Here is a 24,512-nt window from a genome sequence, read left to right as displayed (position 1 = left end):
TGAATAAGTCCATTACGGTCATTTCTTCTTGCTTGAGTCTCTTGGGATTTTTTTAGATAATAAGAACGAGGTGATGATTATGGAGAACTATCGGAATTTTATCAATGGAGAATGGATAGCATCGTCAAGCCAAGAATTAATGCCAGTCATTAATCCGGCGACAGAAGAAGTCATCAATCATGTACAAAAAAGTAACCAGGAGGATGTTGATCAAGCAGTGGCCGCGGCTAAGGCAGCTTTTCCTGATTGGAATGCCTTAAGTGTGGACCAACGTTTAACCTATTTAGAGAAAGTTTATGACGGCTTGAAGAAATATGCTGACCTTTTAGTTAAGACCACGGTCTTAGAATTAGGGGCTTCGGTCAATTTTGCTAAGGATAATCATATTCCTATGGCCATCAAAGAGATGCGTGAATATATGGATTCGGCCAAAGACTTTGACTTTGAAGAAGAAATCGATGGGGCACGGGTTATTAAGGAAGGTTTCGGTGTGGTGGCTTGCATCACTCCTTGGAATTACCCACTCAATCAAATTCAGCGGAAGGTCACCCCAGCCCTCATTGCCGGAAATACAGTAGTGGTTAAACCGGCGTCAAATACGCCTTTGACCGCCTTGGTCTATGCTAAGGTCTTTGAGGAAGCTGATCTTCCTCATGGCGTCTTTAACTTAGTCACTGGTTCCGGGAGCGAAGTCGGTGACTACCTGGCGGGGCACCCTGATGTGGCTGTCATTTCCTTTACGGGGTCTACTGAAGTCGGCCGAGGTCTCTATGAAAAAGCTGCACCAAACATTAAGAAATTAATTCTTGAATTAGGTGGCAAGTCGGTCATGCTCTACTTAGCCGGTGGGGATAAGGACTTAGCGGTTAAAAAGTCCATGGATTCGATTTTAAACAACCAGGGCCAAACCTGTTCCGCCTTTACCCGCTTATTAGTGCCTGAAGCTGAACTGGAAGACTTTAAGGAATTGATTGAATCTTATTACCAAGACCACGTCAAAATCGGTATGCCCGGCGAAGGCGAAACCATGGTAGGGCCGATGGTATCGGCGCAACAAAAAGAAACCGTCCTTGACTATATTCAAAAGGGGATTGATGAAGGCGCTGAGCTTTTCTTAGGTGGTCAAGATATCGACCACAGTGGTTTCTATGTTCAACCTACAGTCTTTACCCAGGTTGATAATCAAATGACCATTGCCCAAGAAGAAATTTTTGGTCCGGTTTTATGTGTATTGACCTATCAGGATGAAGAAGAGGCTCTTGCTATCGCTAATGACTCGGCTTATGGTCTATCCGGTTATGTGGTTGGGCCTAAGGAGAAAGCGGTAGCCATGGCTGAACAATTGCGGACAGGAAATGTCTTCGTTAACCATGCTTCTGGGTCTTCTAGGGCGCCATTTGGTGGCTATAAAGAATCCGGTCTCGGTCGGGAAAAAGGTCCTTACGGAATTGCCGACTACTTAGAAATTAAGACGATCTTTGTCTAAGGGCTTGCTTCTTTTTCATTTTAGGATTAAACTTTAGGAAAAAATAAAAATAAAGATTGACAATAAATAAATGTCCTTTATAATAACATTAATTTATGAAATCGATGAAGCAAATAAGTAATTAACTCACTCCTGCAAAGCGAGGAACGTTTGGTGCAAGGTTCCCAGGATGACTAATGAAACGTCTTGCTGAGATAGTTAGTCGAAGTTTTGAGATTAACTCGCAGATGTCTGCGTTACCAAACAGAGTTGTCAATAGTTAGTAAGCTATTCGCAAATTAGAGTGGTACCGTGGAAGAAGTCCGCCTCTTAGGAGGTGGGCTTTTTTTGTTGTTTATGAGCCATTCATTGATTGAAGTGATGTTTAGTTATTATAAAGGGAGGTATTTATATGTATCAATGCAAGAAAATGTTTAGTGCGCTGTGTTTGTTTGCTTTGACTCTTTTAATCTTATTTAGTCCAAGCAGTGTTTACGCAGAGGAAAACGAGGGCAAGCAAGTTGTCCAAGACGATCAACTACTTCAGGAAATTAAGGACCGCGGCGTACTTCGCTTTGGTACAGCGAGTGGCTATGCTCCCTTTGAGTTTACCGTCTTAGAAAATGGCCAAAACCGCCTAGTAGGGACGGACGTTTTCCTCGCCCAACAAATTGCTGACGATCTTGGGGTGAAATTAGAAATTGTCGATATGGAATTTGGCTCTCTGATTCCAGCCATGGAGACCGGGTCTGTTGATATGATTATTTCCGGGATGTCCTATACCGAAGAGCGGGATAAAAAAGTGGATTTCTCTGATGTCTACCAGTCCGACCAGCAATATTTTGTGATTAGAAAGCAAGACCAAGATAAAATTAAAGATGTTTCTTACTTTGACCAAGGTGGCAAGATTGGGGTTTCCGATAATACTCTCCAAGATACCTTGGTGACCGAACGAGTTACCAGTGCTGAAAAAGTAGCCATGCGGAAGTCGGCTGATGCTGTCGCTGCCCTAATGGCTAACCAGGTGGATGCCGTGCTCCTCGATGAATCGGTAGCCAAGGCCTTTGCTGCTGAACATGGGGAACTTTTAGCTATTCCTTCTGGTTTAGATGTAAGCTCTGATGGTAAGTCGGTGGCTATCCCTAATAACCAACCCACCTTCTTAGCAGAAATTAATAAAACGGTGAATGCCTGTGTAGAATCGGGACAAATGGATCAATGGATGGAAGAATCCTATGACTTGATCCGGCAAAGTCAAAAGTCGAACTGGTTGAGCTACTGGCCTTACTTCTATGACGGGATAAAAGTCACCTTGTTGATTTCAGTAGTGGCTATTTTAGCTGGGATTATTTTGGGCTTGATCATCGTCTTGATGAGAATCTCAAACTTACCTGTCCTACCTCAACTGGCCAGTGCCTATGTTGAGTTTGTTCGGGGAACCCCTTTAATGGTTCAAGTTCTCTTCGTTTTCTTGAGTATCGGAGCCTTGTTCTCCTTATCTTCCCTGCTATCGGGGATTATCGCAGTTTCCCTAAACGCTGCGGCCTATATTTCAGAAATATTTAGGGGCGGGATTCTTTCCGTCGATCGGGGGCAAGTAGAAGCTGCTCGTTCCTTGGGACTCAATTACTGGACCACCATGAAGAAGGTCGTCTTCCCGCAATCCTTGCGTCCAGTCTGGCCGTCTTTAGTGAATGAAGCGGCGACCTTGATTAAGGATTCTTCCATTGTTTCTACGATTGGGGTAGCGGAATTAACCTTCCAAACCCGGGCGGTGACCAGCTTAACCTATCAGGGAACGATTCCTCTATTTATCTCGATGTGTTGTTACTTTGTCCTTACTTTTGTGACTTCGATGGCTTTACGTTTATATGAGAATAAGATGCAAGCGAAAGTATAAAGTCGATGAGGAAGGCTTGAAAACAAAAATTTTAGAAAAGGTTGTGTTAAAATGGCACTTTGGTCGAATACTTATCATCAAGCCATGGCTGAGTCAGCCTACCAGTTAAATCAATCCTTGGCTATTGACTTGCGGTTACTTCCTGCAGATCTTGAGGCTAGCCAAGCCCATGCCAAAATGTTAGGTCAACAAGGGATTATTGCTAAAGAAGAAGCGGAAGCTTTAGTAGCAAGTCTAGGGGATATGCAAAAAGAATATGCCCAAGGAGAACTCACTATTGATCCTAATTCAGAAGATATTCATAGTTTTATTGAAAGTGAACTCACCAAACGCTTAGGTGATATCGGTAAGAAAGTCCATACTGGACGGAGCCGTAATGACCAAGTGGCCACGGCCATGAAAATCTATGCGCGCACAGCAGCTGACGAATTATTAGATCAATTGGACCAAGTGGTAGAGGCCTTTTGCCAGGAAGCAGGCCAACACCTAGAAACCATCATGCCTGGCTACACCCACTTGCAAAGAGCCCAAGCGGTTACTTATGGGCATTACTTGATGGCCTATGTGGAAATGTTTATGCGTGACTACAAGCGTTTGATGGATGCTCAAAAACGGATTAATCATTCCATGCCTTTAGGGGCAGGCGCCTTAGCTACAACCACTTTTCCCTTGGACCGGCAATTAACCACTGAGTTATTAGCTTTTGATGCTTATGCCGGTAATAGTATCGATGCGGTTTCCGACCGGGACTATAGTATTGAATTACTGAGTGCCTTGGCCTTGATTAGTATGCACCTGAGCCGGTATAGTGAAGAAATGATCTTATGGGCCAGCCAAGAGTTCCAATTGATTGTAGTGGATGACCGCTTTTCTACGGGGTCATCGATTATGCCTCAGAAGAAGAACTTAGATATCCATGAATTAATGCGGGGCAAGGCTGGCCGGGTCTATGGCGACTTGATGGCGGTCTTAACCATCATGAAGGGCATCCCGCTCGCCTATGATAAGGATTTACAAGAAGAAAAGGAAAGGCTCTTCGATGCCATTGATACAGTCCAAGCCTTACTTAACTTACTGCCAGCCATCTTGGATGCCACCCATCCTCAGGTGGAAAACATGTACCAAGCCGCGGGTAAGGGTTATTTAAATGCCACTGACTGTGCCGACTACCTGAGTGCTAAGGGTTTACCCTTCCGTGATGCTTATCGCCAAGTTGGGGATATTTTAAAGTATTGTCATGAAACGGATAAAACTTTAGAGGAACTCTCCTTAGAAGAGTACCAATCCTTTAATGGTTTATTTGAAGCCGATATCTACCAGGCCATTGACTTGAAACATGGAGTCTATGCCCGTCAGGTGGCAGGTGGACCAGCTCCAGACCAGGTCAAAGAACATATTGCCCAAGTGAAAGAACGTCTGAAAAACTATCAAAATAAGAGAAAAGAAGGGAAGAATGAAAAATGTCATTGATGAAGAAATTGAGTCATTGCTTTTTAGCTGTTTTACTGATGCTAACGACCCTATCCGGTCTCTTAGCCCCACAAGTCTATGGTGAGGAAGACCAGGGCCAGACCCCTAGCGAGAATTCACTCCTCCAAAGCATAAAAGACCGTGGTGAACTTCGAATGGGAGTTAGTCCTGACTATCCACCTTTTGAATTTATTACCATGAAAGACGGCCAACAAACCGTGGCCGGAGCGGATATTGAATTAGGGCAAAAAATTGCCGATGACCTCGGGGTTAAATTAAATGTTGTGACTATGGAATTCTCTAGTCTCCTATCTTCCATGGAAGCGGGGAATATCGATATTATCATTTCTGGGATGGGTTATACTGAAGAAAGAGCCAAGTCGGTTGACTTCTCTGATGGTTACCAAAATGATGAACAAGCCATTATTATCCGTAAAGACGATGCCGAAAAGATCCATGATAAAGATTCCTTCACCCCAGATATGACGGTAGGTTACCAACAAGGATCGATTCAAGAAGGCTTAGCCAATGAACAAATGGCTCATGTGGGTAAGCACGCTATGCAACAACTCCCTGATTTAATCTCTGCCTTACTGACGGGGCAAATTGATGGAGTTATTATCGACTCTGGTGTGGGTGGTGCCCACGTTCGCGCCCATGAAGATGCCTTAGAAATGATCAATGGCCACTTTAAATTAGAAGACGATAACTCTAAACGGGTAGTTATGCCCAAAAACCAACCTGACCTACAAGCAGCTATCAACCAAAGTGTTCAAGAAGTCAAAGACCAAGGTTTGATGGACCAATGGCTAGATGAATCTTATGATTTGATTATTAGTGAAGGCCAAGAACAAGCTGAACAAGGGGTTGACTGGTTGTCCTATTGGCCTTACTACTGGAACGGCATTAAAATGACCCTGCTGATTTCAGCGGTCAGTGTGGTCTTTGGCTTAACCTTAGGGGCTATCTTAGCTGTTATGCGTCTGACTGAGAACAAAATTTTATCCGGTATTGCTATGGCCTATGTTGAATTCATTCGGGGGATGCCTTTAATGATCCAAGTCCTCTTCATGTTCTTAGGAATCGGTGGATTATTTAACGTACCTGCCTTGCTTTCAGCCTTGATTGCGGTGTCCTTAAACTCGGGGGCTTATATTAGTGAGATTATCCGTGGGGGGATTCAAGCGGTTGATAAGGGGCAAACTGAAGCCGCACGTTCTCTTGGTTTAGACCGTTTGACCACCCTGAAGAAGGTTATCTTCCCACAATCTTTACGGTCAATTTGGCCAGCCTTGGGGAATGAATTTGTAACCTTGATTAAGGAGTCATCCATTGTATCGACTATCGGTATTGCTGAATTAACCTTCCAAACCCGGGCGGTTACCAGCATTACCTATCAAGGGATTATTCCATTGTTGATTTCTATGGTCATTTACTTTATCTTGACCTTTACCTTAACCAAGTTCTTGAACCGTTGGGAAAAACAAATGAATGCCAAATATGCTTAGATTGGCTGAATTATGTTTATAATAAAGAAAAATCTTTACTAGATAACCTTTGTGAGCATTCGTTCTGCTTTTGAATTTTGGCCGTTGAAAAGTCATGGCACCGGCTCGAGCCAAGGTCTCTCGCCTAGCGAGCTTCAAACGGCTAGTACGGCTGATGCCTACTATCCGGTAATTCACATCGCTTGCTTATGCATGGCTAACGGCCAATTTCAAAGCGCCACTACTGCTTACAACTATTATCAAAGTAAAATTTACTAAAAAATAAAGAATCGAAAAAGCCACTTACTGCTTCCTTGAGGGGAAGGGGTAAGTGGCTTTTTATGAGGCGAATGTTTTAGTAGCCTTTCTTTTTATCTAGGCGGTTGATACTTGGATAGTTACCGCTTAGGTAAGCTTGGTAGTTTTGATAGAAAATCTTAAAAATATCATCACGGAAGTGTTCTACCCGTCCAGAAGAATGGGGTGTGATGAAGAGGTTTTTAGTCTGCCATAGGGGACTGTCTTCCCCTAAGGGTTCCTCTTGAAAGACATCTAGATAGGCTCCGGCGATCTTTTCCTCTTCCAGGGCGGCTTGGAGGTCAGCCTCTACGACAGCATTGCCACGGCCCACATTGATGAAATAGCTATCGGTTTTCATCTGCTTAAAGAAGTGCTGGTTAAAGATGTTTTCAGTCTCTGCTGTTGCCGGAAGGGTATTAATAATGATATCCATTTCGCCAAGTCGCTCGGTCACACTCGTTTGGGTGTAGGTATTTTGGAAATGTTCTACCGGTCTCCCTGAGGTATTGACTCCGTAGCAGCTTAAGCCAAAAGCCTGACCAATCCGGGCAATTTCACTGGCTAAATGGCCAGTCCCGTAAAGGAGTGCCTTTTTACCTGCCAGATTCTTCACATGCTCATAACGGTGCCAGTTATTTTCTTCTTGTTGGTCATGGTAGATAAAGAGTTGGTGGAAAATCCCTAAGAGATAACCATAAATACTCTCAGCAATGGAAGGAGCATGGATTCCTGAAACGGTCGTCACCGTTACGTTGGGGTCGGCCATAACTTCTTGGGGCAAGTAGTCAGCTCCAGCGGTATCTAATTGAAGCCAGGCTAAATGGCGGTCTTTTCCTTGGTAGATGGCCCTTAGGGTATCTAAGTCGCTACCGAAAAAGATTTCGATTTGGGCGTAGTCACTCGCTTCAAGTTGGTTTTTGTCTTTAATTTGATAGCGGTCACTCAGCTCTGCTAGTTGCCCACGGGCTTGGCCCTTATATTTGGCAGCTAGGTAGAGGATGGGTTTAGGCATCCGCCTCACCGCTTAGTTTGTTAGCAGCTGCTTGGTCCAGAATGACAACGACATTAGGGTGTTTTTGGAGGGCACTAGCTGGGACTTCTTCAGTCACTGGACCTTCCACCATAGCTTTCACAGCGGCTGCCTTTTCTTCACCAAAGGCTAAGAGCAAGATGTTTTTGCTGTTTAAAATGGAACCGATCCCCATACTATAAGCCGCGGTTGGGACATTGCTAGGAGAGTCAAAGAGACGGCTGTTAGCCTCGATAGTTGATTCCGTTAGTTCAATTTTACGAGTCTTACTGGTGAAGGAAGAACCAGGTTCATTAAAGCCAATATGACCGTTGCGTCCAATACCGAGTAATTGTAGGTCAATCGGATGTTCTTGGAGCAAGTTTTCAAATTGTGAACATTCTTCTTCTTCGTTAGGGTTGGCCCCATTTAAGAGATAGTTATGTTTGAAGGGTTTTTCGTTGAAGAGGTGTTTGTGCATAAAGTAATTATAGCTTTGTGGGTGGCTGGCTTCTAAACCAACATATTCATCCAAGTTAAAGGAAAGACTGTCGGTAAAGTCTAAGTCAGAAGCAACGATTTCTTGGTAGAGTTTTTCTGGTGTCGAACCGGTAGCTAAGCCAAAGACTTTAGGCCCATCAGCTAAGGCTTCTTGGTAGTAATTTAAAGCGGCTTGGCTGGCTGTTTCGATGTCATCATAAATATAAACTTTCATTTTTGTACCTCCATAAAAGATATAAGTTGATAAAAATCTTATCCCTAGTTTAACACGGATAGGAAAATAAATCTGTGGCAAAAGTAGATTTTGAAAGTAAAACCGGCACTTTAACAAAAAAATCACAAAGGTTGAATAGGTGAAAAGGGGGGAGAAATGATTAAAGCATCTTGGCATAAATTTTGGCAGCGGGCACTTTGCCAAAACTAGCCGGCAAATCCATTGAAAGCGTATACAGATATTCTGTACAATAATGGTGTAAATACTTATTACAATGATTCGATGAAGGAGGAAATATTATGGAACAGTCACAAGCCAAGTCTTCCGGCTTGAAGGCAGGTATCCAAAAATTGGGACGCCATCTCTCTAGCATGGTCATGCCTAATATCGGTGCCTTTATAGCCTGGGGGATTTTTGCTGCGCTCTTCATTCCAACGGGTTACCTACCTAATGAAAGCTTAAATGCTGTTGGTGGAGCCATGCAACGTTATCTCTTGCCATTATTAATTGCTTATTCTGGTGGTGCCCTGGTCTACCAACAACGGGGTGCTGTTGTTGCGACCATTGCTACGATGGGAGTTATCGGTGGTGCGCCACCCGAAACGCCAATGTTTATTGGTGCTATGGCCATGGGCCCCTTTGCTGGTTGGGTCATTAAGAAATTTGACCAAGCCTTCCAAGAAAAAATCCCTTCTGGTTTTGAAATGTTAGTCAATAACTTTTCCAGCGGGATTCTGGGCTTCTTCTTAGCCTTACTCGGTTTCTTTGCAGTTGGACCACTGGTGAGTTGGGGAACTGAATGGATGGAAATTGGCGTCAATAAGATCATGGAACTGGGTTTCTTACCTTTGGCCAATGTCTTGATTGAGCCCGCTAAGATCCTCTTCTTAAACAATGCCATCAACCATGGGATCTTAACCCCACTAGGTTCAGCCCAAGTTGCTGAAGTGGGTAAATCGGTACTCTATCTCTTAGAAGCCAACCCTGGTCCTGGTCTGGGTGTTTTACTAGCCTTTGCTATTTTTGGTAAGGGTAGCGCCAAATCTTCCAGTTGGGGAGCTATGATCATCCACTTCCTTGGTGGGATTCATGAGATTTACTTCCCTTATGTGATGACCAAGCCCCTCTTAATCTTAGCGGTTATCGCTGGTGGGGTAACGGGGACCTTTGTTAACGTCCTCCTCAATGTTGGTTTAACTGGACCTGCTTCTCCAGGCTCCATTTTTGCTATTTTTGGGGTAACTGCTCGTGGCGACCATCTACCTATGCTCCTAGCTGTTGCTGCCGCTGCTGCGGTATCCTTTGCGGTTGCTGCTTTAATCCTAAAAACCGACCGTTCCCAAGAAGACAACTTTGCTAAGCAACAAGCAGCTGTTTCTCAAGCCAAGGCTGAATCGAAAGGTCAAAGTGCTGATGTTGAGGCGACTTCAGATGAAGTTCCAGACGTTAACCAAATCGATCGGATTATCTTTGCCTGTGATGCTGGGATGGGGTCAAGTGCCATGGGGGCTTCCCTATTAAGAAAGAAAGCCAAACAATTAGGCTTGACTCAACCCGTGACCAACTCAGCCATTAATAACCTGAGTGACGATGCGAAGACCTTAGTCATCACCCAACAAGAATTAACCCCTCAAGCCCGTAAGAAAGCGCCATCTTCCACCCATATTTCGGTGAATAACTTTATGGATTCTGACCGCTATGATGAAATTTTAGCGGATATGTTAGATGAAGATGTAGAAACGGTTGAAGCTGAAGTATCTGATGGCTCTAGTGAGTCCGCTGATAAAGACGCTAGTCAAGCGCAAGCATCTGATTATGCTGGTATTAACCAGGTCGTCTTTGCCTTCCAAGGACCTGGTGTTGGTGGCACGACCATTGCCGCTTCCATCTTTAGAAATTTACTCGTCAAAAAAGCCCCTGATAAAAATATCCATGCTTCTGCTCAAGCACTGGAAGAGATTAATGACCAAGACAATATCTTGGTGATCGTACAGAGTGATGACTATCAAACAGCCAAGGAACATTTCCAAAAGGCTAGAGTCATTCATTTTGACCGTTTGATTGATGAAGGGAATTACTATTCATTGATTCAATCCTTAGGGGAATAAAGCCTTTAGCCATCCTTTGATAAATAAGCGACTTCAGTCAGATAAAGTTTTCCATTAGCCCGTCTCATGGTGTACTATAAAGGCAAAGTAGCTTTTATAGAGAGGATTAGGCCATGTACTTTTCAGAACGAGAACGGGTCATATTACAGTGCTTTATGGAGCAAGGCGATGGCGTGAGCTTGGAAAGTTTAAAGATGACCTTACAAGTCAGCCAGCGTACAGTTTATCGGGAATTGAATAATTTAGCAGCTTCCTTGAACAAGTTTGGGATCGAAATCGGTCGTGACCGCAAGCAGGGTTACTTCTTACGTTATCCCAAGGACTTTACGGCTTATGATTTAAAGGATATTCTCGGACCAAAGCAAAGGCAAGCATCCTGGCCTTTCTTTGACCGGGAGATACGCCAGCAGCATTTGGCCTGCCAATTATTACTAGAAAACCCAGAATTGACCAGGCAAGGTCTGGCAGAGGATTATGGCGTCAGCCCAGCCACCATTCAAACTGACCTCAAAGCGGTTGGTGAGGCCCTATTGAATTATGACCTCCACTTAGTCCGTGATGATAGGAAGAGTTATTTGGTTAGGGGCTGGGAAGCCGAACGTCGGCAAATGCTGAGTTCACTTTTAAGTCAAAATGTTGACGAATATACCTTCTTCCATCCCAACCGCCAAGGCGGACAAAACAGTCAAGCCTTTATGGCTTTACTAGAGAGGGAAGACTTGGAATTAGTCCAGCAAATCTTTAATCGTTTGAATCCGACAACCTTTGCTAAGGTGACGGATAACCAGTTGAAGCTGATTATGCTCCAAGTCACGGTCACTATTTTTCGATTAAAGTCGGGTCAGCATTTAGAAGATGGAGGGCAAGAAAAAAGCAAACACTTAGCCCTTTCCCGGCCCGGAAAAACTGAACAACAGTTAGCCCAGCAAATCATGACTTGGATATCGGATGCTTTAGCCTTACCGATTGGTATTAATGAACGGAATTTCTTGGCCCAGCAATTAGAAGGGGTCAATTACAAGCCGCTTGAACACTTGTTGATTGAAAATTACGATGGAACTTTTCTCTATCAGGTTTCCGAGCTTATCCAAGCTGTCAGTGAAAAAACGGCCAACGATTTCCGCACTGATTCAGCCCTTTACTATAATTTAGTCACCCATATCCAGGCGACCTTTAACCGACCGGAAGTGAGTGAATTTCAAGAATCTCCCCATACCTTATTGGACCGGATAACTGACCAATATTTTGACCTTTACCAGGCAGTGAGGACGAGCTTTTCCCAAGCCTTCCCGGGTCAGAAGATTGGCCGTGATGAATTGGCCTATATTGTTATTCACTTTGCGACTTCCCTGGAACGTCACCCCCAAGGCCGCCAGAAAATTTCCTTGCTCTTGGTTTGCGCGAGTGGGATGGGAACGACAAAAATTCTGGAAAACCGTTTGAAAAAGTACATTAAACAAAATCTATTGATTGATGTGGTGAAATTATCAGCCTTAAATCAAGTTGCGCTAACTTCCTATGATATCGTCTTATCCACCCTGTTCTTACCAGGGCTCAGCCGTCACTATCACTTGGTCTCCCCCTTGCTCTTAGACGATGAATTAAAGGCCTTAGAAATAGAAATTGAGCAAATCGCTCAAAATAAGGACCGGGTAGGAGCTAACAATCGGACTAGGGAAGTAGGAAGCTTAGCGAGAAATAATCAGGAGCTCAGTTTAGAAAATTATTATCATAAGATCAAAGAGGCTTATCAAGTCTACCAAAGCTTTCAAGTGATTAAGGTCAATAATACTGGAAAGGCTAAGCTTGATCTCAAAGCCTTACTTGACCAGCAAATAGGGCAACTTAGGGGTCGGCAAGTTGGTAATAGCCAGCAGGTCAGCGAGGCAGTCATGCGTCGATTTAAAGAATCGGCTATCGGCATCCCGCATTCAAGTATCGGACTCTTCCATACGAGTCATGTTGAGGTCCTAGAGCCATACTTTGTCATTTATGACTTGGCGGAGGGTTACCCTATTTTGGGCATGGACCACCAAATGATGACCCTTAGACGTTTGCTACTACTCTTAGCCCCCAATCCCTTAACCCCCTGGATACAGGAAGTGATGGGAGCAATATCGAGTTCCGTGATTGAAAATGATGCTAATCTCTCCCTCTATGATCGAGGCGATGAAGGGCGCTTGAAACAGTTATTGAATAACATATTACTGGCTACCATAAAAAATATGGACAGTCTATAAAAAAGCAAAAATGATGTAGGAGTATTCCTAAAGATAAAAGGAGTGAGGAAATGGAATTAAAAGAATCGATGATTCGTTTGAATCAATCCTTTATTAATAAAGAAGATGCCATTCGTGCAGCTGGGCAATTGCTCGTTGATGACGGCGATGTGGAAGAAGAATATATTGATTCCATGTTAGCCCGTGAAGAAGTGGTTTCAACCCATATGGGGAATTTTATTGCCATTCCCCATGGCACCGATGAAGGTAAAGATAAAGTAAAAGCAACTGGTATTTCGGTGATCCAAGTACCATTCGGGGTAGATTTTGCCCCCGATGAGCCAGAAGAAAAAATGGCTATGATGGTTTTTGGTATTGCGGGGATTGGAAATGAACACTTGGATCTTTTATCCAAGATTGCAGTTGTATGTTCAGATATGGACAGTGTTGTACGCTTAGTCAATGCAACAAGTGCCCAAGAAATTATTGCTATTTTTGAGGAGGCAGAAGTTTAATGAAAGCTGTACATTTTGGTGCAGGGAATATCGGACGTGGTTTTATTGGTGAAGTATTAGTCGCCAATGGTTTTACCGTTGATTTTGTGGATGTGAATGAAACGATCGTGGATGCCTTGAATGAACGAGGCTCCTACCAAATTGGTTATGCGGCACCAGGAGAAGAAAAAATTGATATTTCTGGTGTGAAAGCCATTAATAATGGAAAAAATCCTGAAGCCGTGGTTCAAGCCATTCAGGAAGCAAATATCATTACCACTGCGATTGGCCCTAATATCCTTCCCTATATTGCTGAATTAATTGCCCAAGGCTTACAAGCACGCCGCCAAGCTGGGGTGAGCGAACCTATTGATGTCATCGCTTGTGAAAACATGATTGGAGGGACCGATTTCTTACACCAAGAAGTCGATAAATACCTAACCGACCAAGATCAAGACTATATTGACCGCTATGTTGGTTTTCCTAATGCAGCTGTCGACCGGATTGTCCCTGAGCAACACCATGAGGATGTCCTCTTTGTTAGTGTAGAACCCTTCAAAGAATGGGTGGTTGACCAAACCCACTCCAAAGCTAAGAACATTCGCTTAGACGGGGTTCTTTATGTGGATGACCTGGAACCTTACATTGAACGGAAGTTATTCTCGGTCAATACTGGCCATGCTTCTGTGGCTTATTCTGGAGCAGCTAAGGGCTATCAAACCATTGGCCAAGCCTTAGAAGATGGCACCATCTTAGAACGTTTGAAAGCAGTCCTTAAAGAAACCAGCAGCTTGTTAATTGCCAAGTGGAACTTTAAGGAAGCGGATATGGCCGCTTACCGGGAAAAAATTGTTGAACGTTTCCAAAATCCAATGATTGTTGACCAAGTTAACCGGGTAGGTCGGACACCAATCCGTAAGTTGGGTTATAATGAACGCTTTATCCGTCCAATTCGTGAATTAAAGGAACGGGGCTTAGATTATAGCACCTTGCTAACAGTGGTTGGCCTAGCCTTTAACTTTGATAATCCCCAAGATGACCAAAGTGTAGCCTTACAAGAAAAATTACAAAAGCAAAGCTTAGAAGAAGTCATCCAAGATGTCACTGGCTTGGATGATGCGGATTTAATTCATGAAATTAAAGCCGCAGTTGAAGCCGCTAAATAATTTCTACAAAAACTTCAAAGAAAAAGAGGTCAGGAAAAAATTCTGACCTCTTTTTTTGAACAATTTTAAAAGATTAAGCCGCTTGTGCTTAATGGAAATGGTGTTTCATTTTCTCTTGGATGATTTGATCTTCTTTTCTTTGTTCTTGGCGGATCTTACGACGGGAGCCATAACCAGCGCAGATGTAGCGTTCTTCATCGGTTTCTGGTTGAATTTTGGGCATGGTAAAATCTTCATCTTCTTTTGGAGTAGCGACAAAGGTTAAGAAAGAGGTTGCTCCAATGAATTTACGGTTTTCCTGATAATTTTCACCAATCACTTTGACAAAGACTTCCAAGCTGCGATGGCCAGTCCCAGTGACATAGCACTCAATGCGGACAATTTCTCCTAATTTAAAGGGACTAATGAAGTTCATATTGTCCAAGGAGGCTGTTACCCCAGAACAGCGGGTGGCCTTATGGGCAGCGAGACTAGCCACATTGTCGATTAAATAGAGTAATTCCCCACCATAGAGGTTCCCAGCTGGGTTAGTATGGGCAGGTAAAATTAGCATTTCATGGACAACAAGTGTGTCTTTACAATTAAGGACTAAATCCTTTGTTTCGTTTTCCATAGTGACATCCTACTTTCTAATTAAGCCGATTGATTAACTGGTGGTTCCTCCCTTTATGATTTGGTAAGGAAGCTTCAGGTCAGTGTCAAGCGTTTCATTTTCCATTAACTTGGTCAAGGCCCGCATGGCAACAGCACCAATATCATAGATTGGTGGGGCGATTGAGGAGAGTTCTGGACGTGACATGTGGACAATTGGTGAATTATCCGAAGCCATGATTTCGACCTCTTCAGGGACCTTAACGACATTATCTAATAAGGCATTGAGTAAGCCAATGGCGATGGTATCATCGGTAGCAATAGCAGCATCAGCTTCTAATTCAGAGAAGGTCTCGTAAAGCGCATAGCCTGAGTCATAAGAAGGCGACTTCGCCGCAATTAATAAGTCTTCATTGACGGCATGTCCACCTTCTGTTAAGGCCTTTTCATATCCTTGCAATTGCCGGCTTTGGCTCACTTTGAAGCCTTGGTCGCTACCGACGAGGGCGATTCGTTTCTTACCCTTAGCTAAGAAATCTTTAGTGACTTGGTAGTAGGCATCTTCCACGTCTATATTAATCGTAGGCATGGTTGCTTCAGGATCGATTAAATCAGTGAAGACGCAAGGACGACCAGCGGCGGAAATTTTTTGCCGGGCTTCTTGAGAAATGCTATTCCCGATAAAGATAATGCCGTCGACTTGCTTCATAATTAAACTTTCCACCCCAGCAGCGTCATGCTCAGGGTCGGCGTTAGCTAAAATAATATTGTATTCATACATATTAGCAATATCATCGATCCCCAAAGCCAGAGAACTGTAATAAGGGTTAGTAATGTCTGGTAAGAGTACCCCGATATAGCGGGTCCGCTTGCTGGCTAAACCGCGGGCAATGACGTTAGGATGGTAATTTAATTCTTTAATCACTTTCATGACTTTTTCTCTAGTCTTAGGGCGCACATTAGGATTTCCGTTAACGACACGTGAAACTGTGGCCATGGATACCCCTGCTTGGTGGGCGACATCATAGATTGTCACGTTTTGTTTCTCCATAATAAAACTCCTTCGAAAAAATTTACTGACTTAATATAGCAAAGGTGTTTTTCTTTTGCAACCGTTTACTCATTCATTATATCACGTTTTCATTAACTTTCATAAAAAATAAAATCTTTCCTTAAAAGTTATCGTAGCTTATTACGCTGAAAAGCGCTTAAGCTTGCTTGCTGTCTAAGAAAACACCTGTCTCTTTCATTATATATAAAATATTAATTTAAAAATATTATCATAAAATGATAAATAGAAAAAGTTTTTATAACGAAAAAACATTCTTGACAGTATTTCTCTAAGTCTTGAGCTTTTTCCTATTGACAAAAGGCCCCAAGTCGGCCACAATGGAAGTTAGTTTAGACTAGTAAATTGTTGAAGGGTTAAGAGAGAGTTTGGCTGCTGAAAAAACTACCCCGCTCACAATTGAACCTACTAAGATACTAAGTAAGACTTAGCAAGTGCAAGCATTTGCAGGGGAGACACCCTTATCGTCCAATGAGATAAGCAAAAGCTTAATAAAGGTGGTACCGCGAGTCATATCGTCCTTTTAGGGGATGGTGGACTCGCTTTTTTTATCAGATAAAGTGAAAAAGGAGATTACAATGGCAAAAGAAACAACAAGTCATTTACAAGAAAATGATTTTTCTAAGTGGTATTTACAAAGTATTCAAAAGGCTGATTTATTTGCCTATGGTCCTGTTCGTGGAACCATGGTCTTTAAACCTAATGGCTATGCCTTATGGGAAAAAATTAAGACCGAATTTGATAAGAAATTTAAAGCATCAGGGGTAAAGAATTGCTACTTTCCCATGTTAATACCAGAATCCTTCTTCAAGAAAGAAGCTGACCATGTTGAGGGCTTTGCCCCTGAACTCCCCTGGGTAACCCGGGCGGGTGATGAAGAATTAGAGGAACCAGTTGCCCTTCGTCCAACCTCAGAAACCCTCTTTGGTAATGCCATGTCAGACTGGATTAACTCTTACCGTGACTTACCTATGGAACTTAACCAATGGGCCAATGTCTTCCGCTGGGAGAAACGGACCCTACCATTTTTAAGAACCTCTGAATTTCTATGGCAAGAAGGCCACTGTGCCTATGCGACTGAAGAGGAAGCCCGGGAACGGACCCTGCACTTCCTCAAAGTTTATCAAGAAACTGTAGAAGATTTATTGGCCTTACCTGTCTACCCTGGTCAAAAAACCCCTTCGGAAAAATTTGCTGGCGGAGTAGATACCTATTCGATCGAGGCCATGGTGAAAGACACCAAATCTGTTCAGGCTGGGACTTCTCACTACCTGGGGACCAACTTTGCTGAAGCTTTCGATATTAAGTACCTCAATACCGAAAACCAACACGTTTATGCCCATACTAGTTCTTGGGGCGCCTCGACCCGCTTGATTGGGACCATGATTATGGCCCATGGGGATGAGAAGGGGGTTATCTTCCCACCAAAAATGGCACCGATTCAAATTGCTTTGATCCCGGTAGGAAATGTGAAGAAGAACCCTGAAGTCCTTACTCGCCTAGAAGCCATTGAAAAGGACCTACAAGCAGCCGGCTATTCAACTTATTTAGATGATTCCAATAATTCAGCGGGTTACAAATACAATGAAGCTGAAGTGAAAGGAGTTCCACTACGGATTGAATTTGGTCCACGCGATATGGAAAATGGCCAATGCATGATTAAGATGCGTGACTTAGAGGACAAAGAAGCGGTTAACTTAGATGACTTACTCGACAAGGTTGCCAGTGAAATGGAAACCATGCAAAAACGTCTCTATGACAAGGCAGATCAATTCCGTCATGACCATGAACATTTCGACATCGACACCCTGGACCAATTAAAGGCACATATCAAGTCTTGTGAAGAAAAAGGAGAATACCCAGGCTGGATCCTTGCTGGCTGGGATGGCACGGAAGAAACAGAAGCCAAGGTCAAAGAAGAAACCGGCTTCACTACCCGGAATATCCCCTTTGAACCAGCAGTAGAAAAAACCGTCGACCTGGTTAGCGGAAAGCCCGCAAAACACACCGTTTGGTTTGCCCGCGCATATTAGGAGAGTGTGACAAGCGCGTCAGAGAGCAAGATCGCTGGAAGAAAAAGGCGTAAGAATTCTCAAAGAGAATTTGTCGCTATTTTCTGAAGCGGACGCTTGCTCTGCGCTTGTAACAGGTTTGAAGAGAGTGCGAGCTGACGACAAAAAAGTGAAACGCTGGAAGAAATATGCGGCAATCCTTGAAAAGGATTGCCAAATATTTCTGAAGCGGAGTTCACTTTTGTCAGCGAGCAGGTTTGGATAGAGTGTGACGGGTGCACCAAAGATCGATAGAGCTACGCATACTATATCTGTAACTCGCTAACGCTTCGAACAGCTATAGCAACTGGAGCTAAAGAGCAAAAATTCTTGAAAAGAATTTCTTGCACTTTAGTGAAGTGGAGATCGATCTGCACCCGGAACACGTTTTGGAAAGGATGTGAGGACGCCGTTTAAGACTTGAATCATTGGAAGAAAATACCACAAGCACAGGGAACTGTGCGTTGGAATTTTCTGAAGCAACTTCAAGTCTGGCGTCTGAATTCAACTAGAGAGTGCGACAAGCGCAAAAAGAGGGCAGAGACCCTCTTTTTTATTAATTCAAACATGTTTCTTCTACTAACTAAAGACCAGTCGTTTTATAATTTAAGTGGATAACTCTTGTTTTTATCTCAGGGGAAAATAGAAAACGCTTGCTCAATGAGATGAAATCAGCTATTTTAATAATATATTACTTAAATTTTTTAAAGTGGATACAACTTTTTAGTTGTTATTATCCAAGTACGAGAAAGGATCCACCTATGAATACAATGGCAGCTATGGCAAAAAATCAATTTCATAAGTCCATAGAAGATATTAGTGACCAGGAACTTTATTATTTATTACTCGATTTAATCAAGGATAAAAGCAAAGGCTTAGCCACTAATCACAGTAAGAAAAAACTTTATTATGTATCGGCAGAATTCTTGATTGGTAAATTACTGGTCAATAATCTCTTAAACTTAGGGATCTATGACCAAGTTGAAGAAGAATTACAGGCTCACGGCCGCTCTTTAACGGAAGTGGAACAAGCAGAAAAAGAACCTTCACTCGGTAATGGAGGGTTGGGACGCTTGGCTTCTTGCTTCTTAGATTCTATTGCCAGCTTAGGCATGAACGGGGACGGCATCGGTTTAAATTACCATTTTGGTCTTTTCCGTCAGTTTTTCGATAATAACCAACAAACGGCCAAGCCTGATGATTGGTTAGGGGGGAGAACTTGGTTAAACAGCACCGAGACTACTTTTACCGTTCCCTTTAAAAATGGGCCAGTCGCTTCCACCTTATATGAGATTGATATTATTGGCTTTAAAAAAGGGGAACGTAACCGTCTCCGCTTATTTGACCTAGACACGGTGAATTCTGATTTAATTCAATGGGGAACTATCCAATTTGATAAGAAAAATATCCCTGAAAACTTGACTCTTTTCCTCTATCCTGATGACTCTGACCATGCGGGACGGATGCTGAGAATCTATCAACAATACTTTATGGTCTCTAATGCCGCCCAATTGATTATTCGTGAAGCTCTGGATCGAGGGTCCAATCTCCATGATTTAGCTGACTACGCGGTCATCCAGATTAATGATACCCACCCTACCTTCATCATTCCTGAATTAATCCGACTCTTAACTGAAGACCATGACTTTACTTTTGAAGAAGCGGTGGCAGTTGTCCGCCAGGTAGTCGCCTTTACTAACCATACTATTTTAAGTGAGGCCTTGGAAAAATGGCCACTAGCAGATATTGAAGCCGTTCAACCGGAAATTGCTAATATTATTTGCCGCTTGGACCGTCTGATTAAGGAAGAGTTTCCCGATAATCATGCGGTTGAGATTATCGATGGCTCGAACACGGTCCATATGGCCAGCATTGCCATCCACTTTGGCTTTTCGACTAATGGTGTGGCCCGCTTACATTCGCAGATCTTGGTGAATAGTGAGCTCAAGGCCTTTGCCGATATTTACCCAGAAAAATTCTCCAATAAAACTAATGGGATCACCTTTAGACGTTGGATTATGGCTGCCAATCCGCGTTTGGCCCATTTAATTGACCAAAGCATTGGCGACCAATGGCATCAAGGAATCTCCGATCTTAGCGGTTTAAGTAAAGAAAAGGACAATAAGGATTTTATGAATCAATTAGCCCAAATTAAGCAGGCTAATAAAGACCGTTTAGCGGAACATTTAAGGGTAAGTAAACGGATCGAGATTAAGCCAGATTCGATTATTGATGTTCAAATTAAACGGATCCATGAGTATAAACGCCAACAAATGCTGGCCCTTTATATTATCTACAAATATTTTGATATCAAGAACGGCAACCGGCCGCAAACCCCAATCACCATTCTTTTTGGGGGCAAGGCCGCTCCAGCCTATACCATTGCCCAAGATATTATCCACTTAATTCTCACCTTGTCAGCACTGATTAAGGAAGATCCTGAAGTGGCTCCTTATTTACAGGTTGAGTTTGTCCCCAACTATAATGTCACGGAAGCAGAATACCTCATTCCGGCGGCGGATATTTCTGAACAAATTTCCTTGGCTTCAAAAGAAGCGAGTGGAACGGGTAATATGAAATTTATGCTCAATGGTGCCTTAACCATTTGTACCTTGGATGGGGCGAATGTGGAAATTGCTGAGCGGGTAGGGGAAGACAACATCTACACCTTTGGTAAGTCTAGTGATGAGATTATTGACCTCTATGCGAATAACGCCTATAATCCCCAAGATTACTATAATCGTCCCGCCATTAAAGCCCTGGTCGACTTTATTGTGAGTCCGGAAATGATTCGTTTAGGCCACGAAAGTCAATTACGGCGTCTCTATGAAGATATCAAGAACAAGGACTACTTCATGGCGATGATTGACTTAGAAGAATACATTGCCCTCAAAGATAAGATGTACCAAGACTATGAAGACCAAGAAGCTTGGTTGGATAAGGTCCTAGTCAATGTTTCAGAAGCGGGCTACTTCTCCAGTGACCGTACGATTTTGGAATATAATGAGGATATTTGGCACTTAGAAGTCGACGATCCTGAATAAACGATTAAAAAGACATCAGTAAAACAAAAATGCAGCAAGACTAAGGACTTTGCTTGAGAAGTAGGAGCGATCAGAACTTCTCAGCAATCCTTTTGTGCTTGCTGCACTTTTTTATTTATTGTGTTGTTGAAGATGGAAGCGACAAGTTTTTAGTCGATGCATTCGTTTTCGTATTCTAAGGCAGAGCTCTTTCCTTTAGACCAGATAATTAAGCCAGCAATCCCTTGAGCTAACATGCCTAGGTAGGAGAAACCCACGATCAGGTTACCTGCTTGTAACCAAAGAATCACGGAAAGGATATCGTTAATTAACCAGAGATAGTAGCCGTCCTTGTGACCAGTCACTTGACGTTGTTGGGCGGTAAAGGAAATCCCGTTAGTGATGGCGTCTAAGACAATTTGTTGGCCACCTAATACATAGGAAAAGGCCCCTAAACCAATAGTCCAGAAGAAGACAGCTTGGCAAATAATTTTTAAATTAAAGTATTGGTCCACATGGAGGTCACCATTTTCGTCCCGACGTTTAGCCCAACTGAAGTGGCCAACAAATTCGGTGATGAGATAGTAAATAGATGAAAACATATCTCCGTATATTCCTAGGATAGCGGCAGCGGCAATCCCGAAGATGTTTTGAATCCCGTTAACAATAAAAGTGGGTTGCCATTGAATGGCTAAGGTCCAAGTGCCTAAAAATCCAAAGATACTCATCCCTAGAGACATAAGGATGTTAAGGTCAAATTCTTGGCTGGTTAAACTGGTAATAATTCCGTATAAATTAAATCCCAAGGAGACGATAAAACCAAAAGCGATGATGGCTAATTCCACCTTGTTGAGTGGTTTTAAGGCGCGGTGAATACATTCTTTTAAGGACAGGGTCTTAGTGGCTTTGTTTTGTTCTTGCATATATCTTCCTCGTTTTCCTATTGAATTTTTTCTAAGTAAGTGTCAATGCTATCGAAAATAATTTGGGCGTCTTGGGGGCGATGAATGTCATAATTGTCCACATTTAGCCGCATTTTAGGTGACTGGTCATAGTCTGCATACCATTGCCCATAGTGGCTGTGGAGTTGACGGTAATAATCGTAAAGGCCGTTATCAGAACTTGGTTGTTCATAAACCCGGCCCCGTTTTTTGATGTTTTTGACCGCGTTGTCTAGGGAACTATCTAAAAAGACTAAGAGGTCAGGAGCCTTTTTAGGTAGGCTGTCTAATTCTTCCATCATGTTGGCTAGTAAGTCACGGTAGATGCCAAACTCTTCTTCAGAGATATTCCCGTTTAAGACATTCAAATAGGTGAAAAGCTCGTCTTCGTAAATACTACGGTCCAAAACGTTATTATTATCGAAAAAGGCTGCCTTAATATTTTTAAAGCGTTGGTTTAAAAAGTAAATCTGTAAGGAAAAGGCATATTTCTTGGGGTCTTGGTAATATTTATCAAGGATGGGGTTTTCCTCGACAGGTTCGTAAAATACTTTTGTGCCTAAATATTCAGCTAATTTTCCGGCATAGGTCGATTTCCCTGCGCCGATGGTTCCAGCAAAAACTATCACTATTGTAATCCCTACTCTCTAACTATATATTGTGCTGTTTCCTTATAAAAATAAGTGTAAATACTATATCTTGTGTCCGAAAAGTATTCTATCATAGGATATTGATAAGGCCAAGGAAGAAATTTTCCTGCGCTCTTTGACCTATTTGACTAAGCTTGAGACTGCCTGGATGGCTCGGCCTAATTATTTTTAAAATTTAATTAATCTTTTATATTTGGGGGCCTTCTTTATAAAAGTTCTAAAAAGAGCGATAAGCTGATGAAATCGCTTGCGAAAGCGTTAACAAGCTGCTATAATAAGCTTGTGAGTCCCTTACAATGCTTACCCAAAACCTGTAAGGGCTTTTTTGTTTTCAAGGAAATATAAAGCAGTCTGGGGCTTTTTTCTAGCAAATCTTAGTAATCGTGTTAGACTGAATAATAATAAGCAGCGTAATTTCAATGAGTGGAGGACATTAGCTATGGCAGAAACTTTTAGAGAACGATTGGGTAAAGAGCAACTCTTACCCTTATACACGGTCAGTGACTTAGGGTCGGTAGCCCTAGCTGAGGCGGTTTTAAGTGAAAACAACTTATCCTTTATCGAAGTGACCTACCGCAGTGACCTGGCTTCTCAAGCCATCCAGCAATTGGCGGATAGGGGCAAATTAGTTGTGGGAGCAGGCACAGTCCGTGACTTGGATACCGCCAAAGACGCCGTTGACCATGGCGCGCAATTTATTGTTAGTCCTGGTTTATCGACTGAAGTGGTCAACTATTGTTTAAAACAAGATATTCCTGTCTTCCCCGGAGCAGTTACTCCAAGTGAAATCATGCAAGCCATGGATTTAGGCCTTGATGTGGTGAAATTCTTCCCAGCCAATGTCTATGGGGGGCTGTCAGCGATTAAGTCTTTAGCAGGGCCTTTCTTTGATATCCAATTCATCCCCACTGGCGGGGTCAATAGTGACAACTTCACCGACTATTTAGCCAATGATGCCGTATTGGCAGTGGGGGGCTCCTTTATCTTGTCTGAAAAAGAGGTCTTAAAAGATGAAGGAAAAACAGCCTCAGATAAATTAGTGGCCTTAACCAAGCAGCTCCACTAAACTTATTGGAAGGAAAACACCCAGCTTTTAGCGGCTGGGTGTTTTTTGGAGGGAAAATTTTTTAGTCAGTTAAAATTGGCAGGAAAATAAGCCTGATCTCACCCCTTGGGGTAAGATCAGGCTTATTTCTTTATTGATCAGTATCGACCGGGACAGGTACGTCCACATAGACCTCTTCACCAATATGAAAGCTGGCTTGGGCAGCAGTGAGGTTGGTGAGTTCTTCTTGGAGTTTGTCCACTTCTTGGCTGGGGACGCCTAAGTGATAGGTCACCTTTTCTAAGTAGGTGGTATCTAGGAGAGAGTAGGGAGAGTTTTCCACCCAATAGGCCATGCTGCCGTTGAGGGAATAATCGATGGTTACATCGACTTGGGTTTGCAAGCGGCGTTCAACCACACCAATCTGGTGGACGGCTTCGGAAACGGCACCGCTATAGGCACGGACCAGACCCCCGGCTCCTAATTTAGTACCGCCGAAATAGCGGGTAACCACACAGGCAACGTTTTTTAAATCCATATTTTTTAGGACTTCCAGCATGGGCACTCCAGCTGTTCCGCTGGGTTCACCATCATCGAGGGCCCTTTGAATTTCATTACGCTCACCGATTTGGTAGGCGACACAGTTGTGGGTGGCCTTATAATGTTCTTTTCTGACTTCTTCAACAAAAGTGTCGGCTTCTTCCTTCGTGTAGGCGCGCTGAATCCGACAAATAAAGCGTGATTTTTTGATTTCTATTTCATGTTCACCAGCACATTTAATGGTACGGTATTCAATCATTGATGGCTCA

The 24,512-nt window shown here is 43.0% G+C and carries 19 protein-coding genes and 1 other annotated feature; of the genes, 12 read left to right on the top strand and 7 right to left on the bottom strand.

Going from position 1 to position 24,512, the window contains the following annotated elements; translation table 11 throughout:
* The first annotated feature begins 79 nt into the window (after window positions 1-79).
* The 5 genes from JFU01_RS03875 (at window position 80) to JFU01_RS03855 (ending at window position 6,601) form a co-directional block, all read left to right on the top strand.
* Window positions 80-1,486 carry an aldehyde dehydrogenase family protein gene (locus tag JFU01_RS03875; RefSeq protein WP_195855839.1) on the top strand — a complete coding sequence of 469 codons (1,407 nt, stop codon included), beginning with the start codon at window positions 80-82 and terminating at the stop codon, window positions 1,484-1,486.
* A 95-nt stretch (window positions 1,487-1,581) separates the two neighbouring features.
* Window positions 1,582-1,799 (top strand) — a binding site (T-box leader).
* 78 nt (window positions 1,800-1,877) lie between these two features.
* Window positions 1,878-3,365, top strand: a complete 1,488-nt coding sequence (locus tag JFU01_RS03870; protein WP_195855840.1) for an ABC transporter substrate-binding protein/permease — start codon at window positions 1,878-1,880, stop codon at window positions 3,363-3,365.
* 51 nt (window positions 3,366-3,416) lie between these two features.
* Entirely contained in the window at window positions 3,417-4,835 is a 1,419-nt protein-coding gene (gene argH / locus JFU01_RS03865) for an argininosuccinate lyase (RefSeq protein WP_195855841.1), read from the top strand.
* On the top strand, window positions 4,826-6,343 hold the full coding sequence (locus JFU01_RS03860) for an ABC transporter substrate-binding protein/permease (RefSeq protein WP_195855842.1): 1,518 nt from the start codon (window positions 4,826-4,828) through the stop codon (window positions 6,341-6,343). The genes argH and JFU01_RS03860 overlap by 10 nt, the downstream gene beginning before the upstream one ends.
* A gap of 51 nt (window positions 6,344-6,394) precedes the next feature.
* Window positions 6,395-6,601 (top strand): hypothetical protein, encoded by a 207-nt coding sequence (locus JFU01_RS03855; RefSeq protein ID WP_198434187.1) that lies wholly within the window; start codon window positions 6,395-6,397, stop codon window positions 6,599-6,601.
* A 76-nt stretch (window positions 6,602-6,677) separates the two neighbouring features.
* Here the strand turns inward: JFU01_RS03855 and JFU01_RS03850 are convergent, their stop codons facing one another.
* Together JFU01_RS03850 and nagB are read right to left on the bottom strand one after the other, a co-directional pair.
* On the bottom strand, window positions 6,678-7,634 hold the full coding sequence (locus tag JFU01_RS03850) for an NAD(P)-dependent oxidoreductase (protein ID WP_195855843.1): 957 nt from the start codon (window positions 7,632-7,634) through the stop codon (window positions 6,678-6,680).
* Window positions 7,627-8,346 carry a glucosamine-6-phosphate deaminase gene (gene nagB, locus JFU01_RS03845; RefSeq protein WP_195855844.1) on the bottom strand — a complete coding sequence of 240 codons (720 nt, stop codon included), beginning with the start codon at window positions 8,344-8,346 and terminating at the stop codon, window positions 7,627-7,629. Before nagB ends, JFU01_RS03850 begins: the two co-directional genes overlap by 8 nt.
* Before the next feature lie 299 nt (window positions 8,347-8,645).
* Between nagB and JFU01_RS03840 the strand changes: the two genes are divergently transcribed.
* The 4 genes from JFU01_RS03840 to JFU01_RS03825 all read left to right on the top strand — a co-directional run bounded on the left by JFU01_RS03840 (window position 8,646) and on the right by JFU01_RS03825 (window position 14,333).
* Complete coding sequence (locus JFU01_RS03840; protein WP_195855845.1) at window positions 8,646-10,454, top strand: PTS mannitol transporter subunit IICBA; 1,809 nt, start codon at window positions 8,646-8,648, stop codon at window positions 10,452-10,454.
* Between the two features lie 113 nt (window positions 10,455-10,567).
* Window positions 10,568-12,694 (top strand): BglG family transcription antiterminator, encoded by a 2,127-nt coding sequence (locus JFU01_RS03835; protein WP_195855846.1) that lies wholly within the window; start codon window positions 10,568-10,570, stop codon window positions 12,692-12,694.
* A gap of 50 nt (window positions 12,695-12,744) precedes the next feature.
* The gene (locus JFU01_RS03830; protein ID WP_013669286.1) at window positions 12,745-13,188 is read left to right on the top strand and encodes a PTS sugar transporter subunit IIA; all 444 of its coding nucleotides are present in this window, start codon (window positions 12,745-12,747) and stop codon (window positions 13,186-13,188) included.
* Window positions 13,188-14,333 carry a mannitol-1-phosphate 5-dehydrogenase gene (locus JFU01_RS03825; protein ID WP_195855847.1) on the top strand — a complete coding sequence of 382 codons (1,146 nt, stop codon included), beginning with the start codon at window positions 13,188-13,190 and terminating at the stop codon, window positions 14,331-14,333. The genes JFU01_RS03830 and JFU01_RS03825 overlap by 1 nt, the downstream gene beginning before the upstream one ends.
* 88 nt (window positions 14,334-14,421) lie before the next feature.
* On the opposite strand, the gene JFU01_RS03820 is transcribed toward JFU01_RS03825, so the two are convergent.
* Both JFU01_RS03820 and JFU01_RS03815 read right to left on the bottom strand, forming a co-directional pair.
* The gene (locus JFU01_RS03820; RefSeq protein ID WP_064293616.1) at window positions 14,422-14,946 is read right to left on the bottom strand and encodes an acyl-CoA thioesterase; all 525 of its coding nucleotides are present in this window, start codon (window positions 14,944-14,946) and stop codon (window positions 14,422-14,424) included.
* Window positions 14,947-14,979: 33 nt separating this feature from the next.
* Window positions 14,980-15,975, bottom strand: coding sequence for a substrate-binding domain-containing protein (locus tag JFU01_RS03815; RefSeq protein WP_195855848.1), 996 nt, complete (start codon window positions 15,973-15,975; stop codon window positions 14,980-14,982).
* Window positions 15,976-16,571: 596 nt separating this feature from the next.
* On the opposite strand from JFU01_RS03815, the gene proS reads away from it, so the two are divergent.
* Both proS and JFU01_RS03805 read left to right on the top strand, forming a co-directional pair.
* On the top strand, window positions 16,572-18,026 hold the full coding sequence (gene proS, locus JFU01_RS03810) for a proline--tRNA ligase (protein WP_195855849.1): 1,455 nt from the start codon (window positions 16,572-16,574) through the stop codon (window positions 18,024-18,026).
* Between the two features lie 779 nt (window positions 18,027-18,805).
* The gene (locus tag JFU01_RS03805; RefSeq protein WP_195855850.1) at window positions 18,806-21,088 is read left to right on the top strand and encodes a glycogen/starch/alpha-glucan phosphorylase; all 2,283 of its coding nucleotides are present in this window, start codon (window positions 18,806-18,808) and stop codon (window positions 21,086-21,088) included.
* A gap of 149 nt (window positions 21,089-21,237) precedes the next feature.
* Here the strand turns inward: JFU01_RS03805 and pnuC are convergent, their stop codons facing one another.
* Both pnuC and JFU01_RS03795 read right to left on the bottom strand, forming a co-directional pair.
* Window positions 21,238-21,990, bottom strand: coding sequence for a nicotinamide riboside transporter PnuC (gene pnuC / locus JFU01_RS03800; protein ID WP_111852219.1), 753 nt, complete (start codon window positions 21,988-21,990; stop codon window positions 21,238-21,240).
* A gap of 17 nt (window positions 21,991-22,007) precedes the next feature.
* The gene (locus JFU01_RS03795; protein WP_195855851.1) at window positions 22,008-22,637 is read right to left on the bottom strand and encodes a deoxynucleoside kinase; all 630 of its coding nucleotides are present in this window, start codon (window positions 22,635-22,637) and stop codon (window positions 22,008-22,010) included.
* A gap of 460 nt (window positions 22,638-23,097) precedes the next feature.
* Here JFU01_RS03795 and JFU01_RS03790 point away from each other — a divergent pair, with 460 nt between their 5' ends.
* A complete protein-coding gene (locus tag JFU01_RS03790; protein ID WP_195855852.1) occupies window positions 23,098-23,724 on the top strand; it encodes a bifunctional 4-hydroxy-2-oxoglutarate aldolase/2-dehydro-3-deoxy-phosphogluconate aldolase in 627 nt (208 codons plus the stop codon).
* A 130-nt stretch (window positions 23,725-23,854) separates the two neighbouring features.
* On the opposite strand, the gene JFU01_RS03785 is transcribed toward JFU01_RS03790, so the two are convergent.
* The gene (locus JFU01_RS03785; RefSeq protein WP_195855853.1) at window positions 23,855-24,502 is read right to left on the bottom strand and encodes a YigZ family protein; all 648 of its coding nucleotides are present in this window, start codon (window positions 24,500-24,502) and stop codon (window positions 23,855-23,857) included.
* Between the last annotated feature and the right edge of the window lie 10 nt (window positions 24,503-24,512).

The organism is Aerococcus sp. Group 2, assembly GCF_905125285.1.
In the GTDB taxonomy this organism is placed as follows: Bacteria; Bacillota; Bacilli; order Lactobacillales; family Aerococcaceae; genus Aerococcus; species Aerococcus urinae_E.
This window is presented reverse-complemented; position numbering and strand designations above follow the sequence as displayed.

Bases quoted from the DNA above. Each gene is read 5' to 3' on its own strand.
- JFU01_RS03875 (WP_195855839.1), top strand. From the start codon at position 80: ATGGAGAACTATCGGAATTTTATCAATGGAGAATGGATAGCATCGTCA.
- JFU01_RS03870 (WP_195855840.1), top strand. From the start codon at position 1,878: ATGTATCAATGCAAGAAAATGTTTAGTGCGCTGTGTTTGTTTGCTTTG.
- argH (WP_195855841.1), top strand. From the start codon at position 3,417: ATGGCACTTTGGTCGAATACTTATCATCAAGCCATGGCTGAGTCAGCC.
- JFU01_RS03860 (WP_195855842.1), top strand. From the start codon at position 4,826: ATGTCATTGATGAAGAAATTGAGTCATTGCTTTTTAGCTGTTTTACTG.
- JFU01_RS03850 (WP_195855843.1), bottom strand. From the start codon at position 7,634: ATGCCTAAACCCATCCTCTACCTAGCTGCCAAATATAAGGGCCAAGCC.
- nagB (WP_195855844.1), bottom strand. From the start codon at position 8,346: ATGAAAGTTTATATTTATGATGACATCGAAACAGCCAGCCAAGCCGCT.
- JFU01_RS03840 (WP_195855845.1), top strand. From the start codon at position 8,646: ATGGAACAGTCACAAGCCAAGTCTTCCGGCTTGAAGGCAGGTATCCAA.
- JFU01_RS03835 (WP_195855846.1), top strand. From the start codon at position 10,568: ATGTACTTTTCAGAACGAGAACGGGTCATATTACAGTGCTTTATGGAG.
- JFU01_RS03830 (WP_013669286.1), top strand. From the start codon at position 12,745: ATGGAATTAAAAGAATCGATGATTCGTTTGAATCAATCCTTTATTAAT.
- JFU01_RS03825 (WP_195855847.1), top strand. From the start codon at position 13,188: ATGAAAGCTGTACATTTTGGTGCAGGGAATATCGGACGTGGTTTTATT.
- JFU01_RS03820 (WP_064293616.1), bottom strand. From the start codon at position 14,946: ATGGAAAACGAAACAAAGGATTTAGTCCTTAATTGTAAAGACACACTT.
- JFU01_RS03815 (WP_195855848.1), bottom strand. From the start codon at position 15,975: ATGGAGAAACAAAACGTGACAATCTATGATGTCGCCCACCAAGCAGGG.
- proS (WP_195855849.1), top strand. From the start codon at position 16,572: ATGGCAAAAGAAACAACAAGTCATTTACAAGAAAATGATTTTTCTAAG.
- JFU01_RS03805 (WP_195855850.1), top strand. From the start codon at position 18,806: ATGAATACAATGGCAGCTATGGCAAAAAATCAATTTCATAAGTCCATA.
- pnuC (WP_111852219.1), bottom strand. From the start codon at position 21,990: ATGCAAGAACAAAACAAAGCCACTAAGACCCTGTCCTTAAAAGAATGT.
- JFU01_RS03790 (WP_195855852.1), top strand. From the start codon at position 23,098: ATGGCAGAAACTTTTAGAGAACGATTGGGTAAAGAGCAACTCTTACCC.
- JFU01_RS03785 (WP_195855853.1), bottom strand. From the start codon at position 24,502: ATGATTGAATACCGTACCATTAAATGTGCTGGTGAACATGAAATAGAA.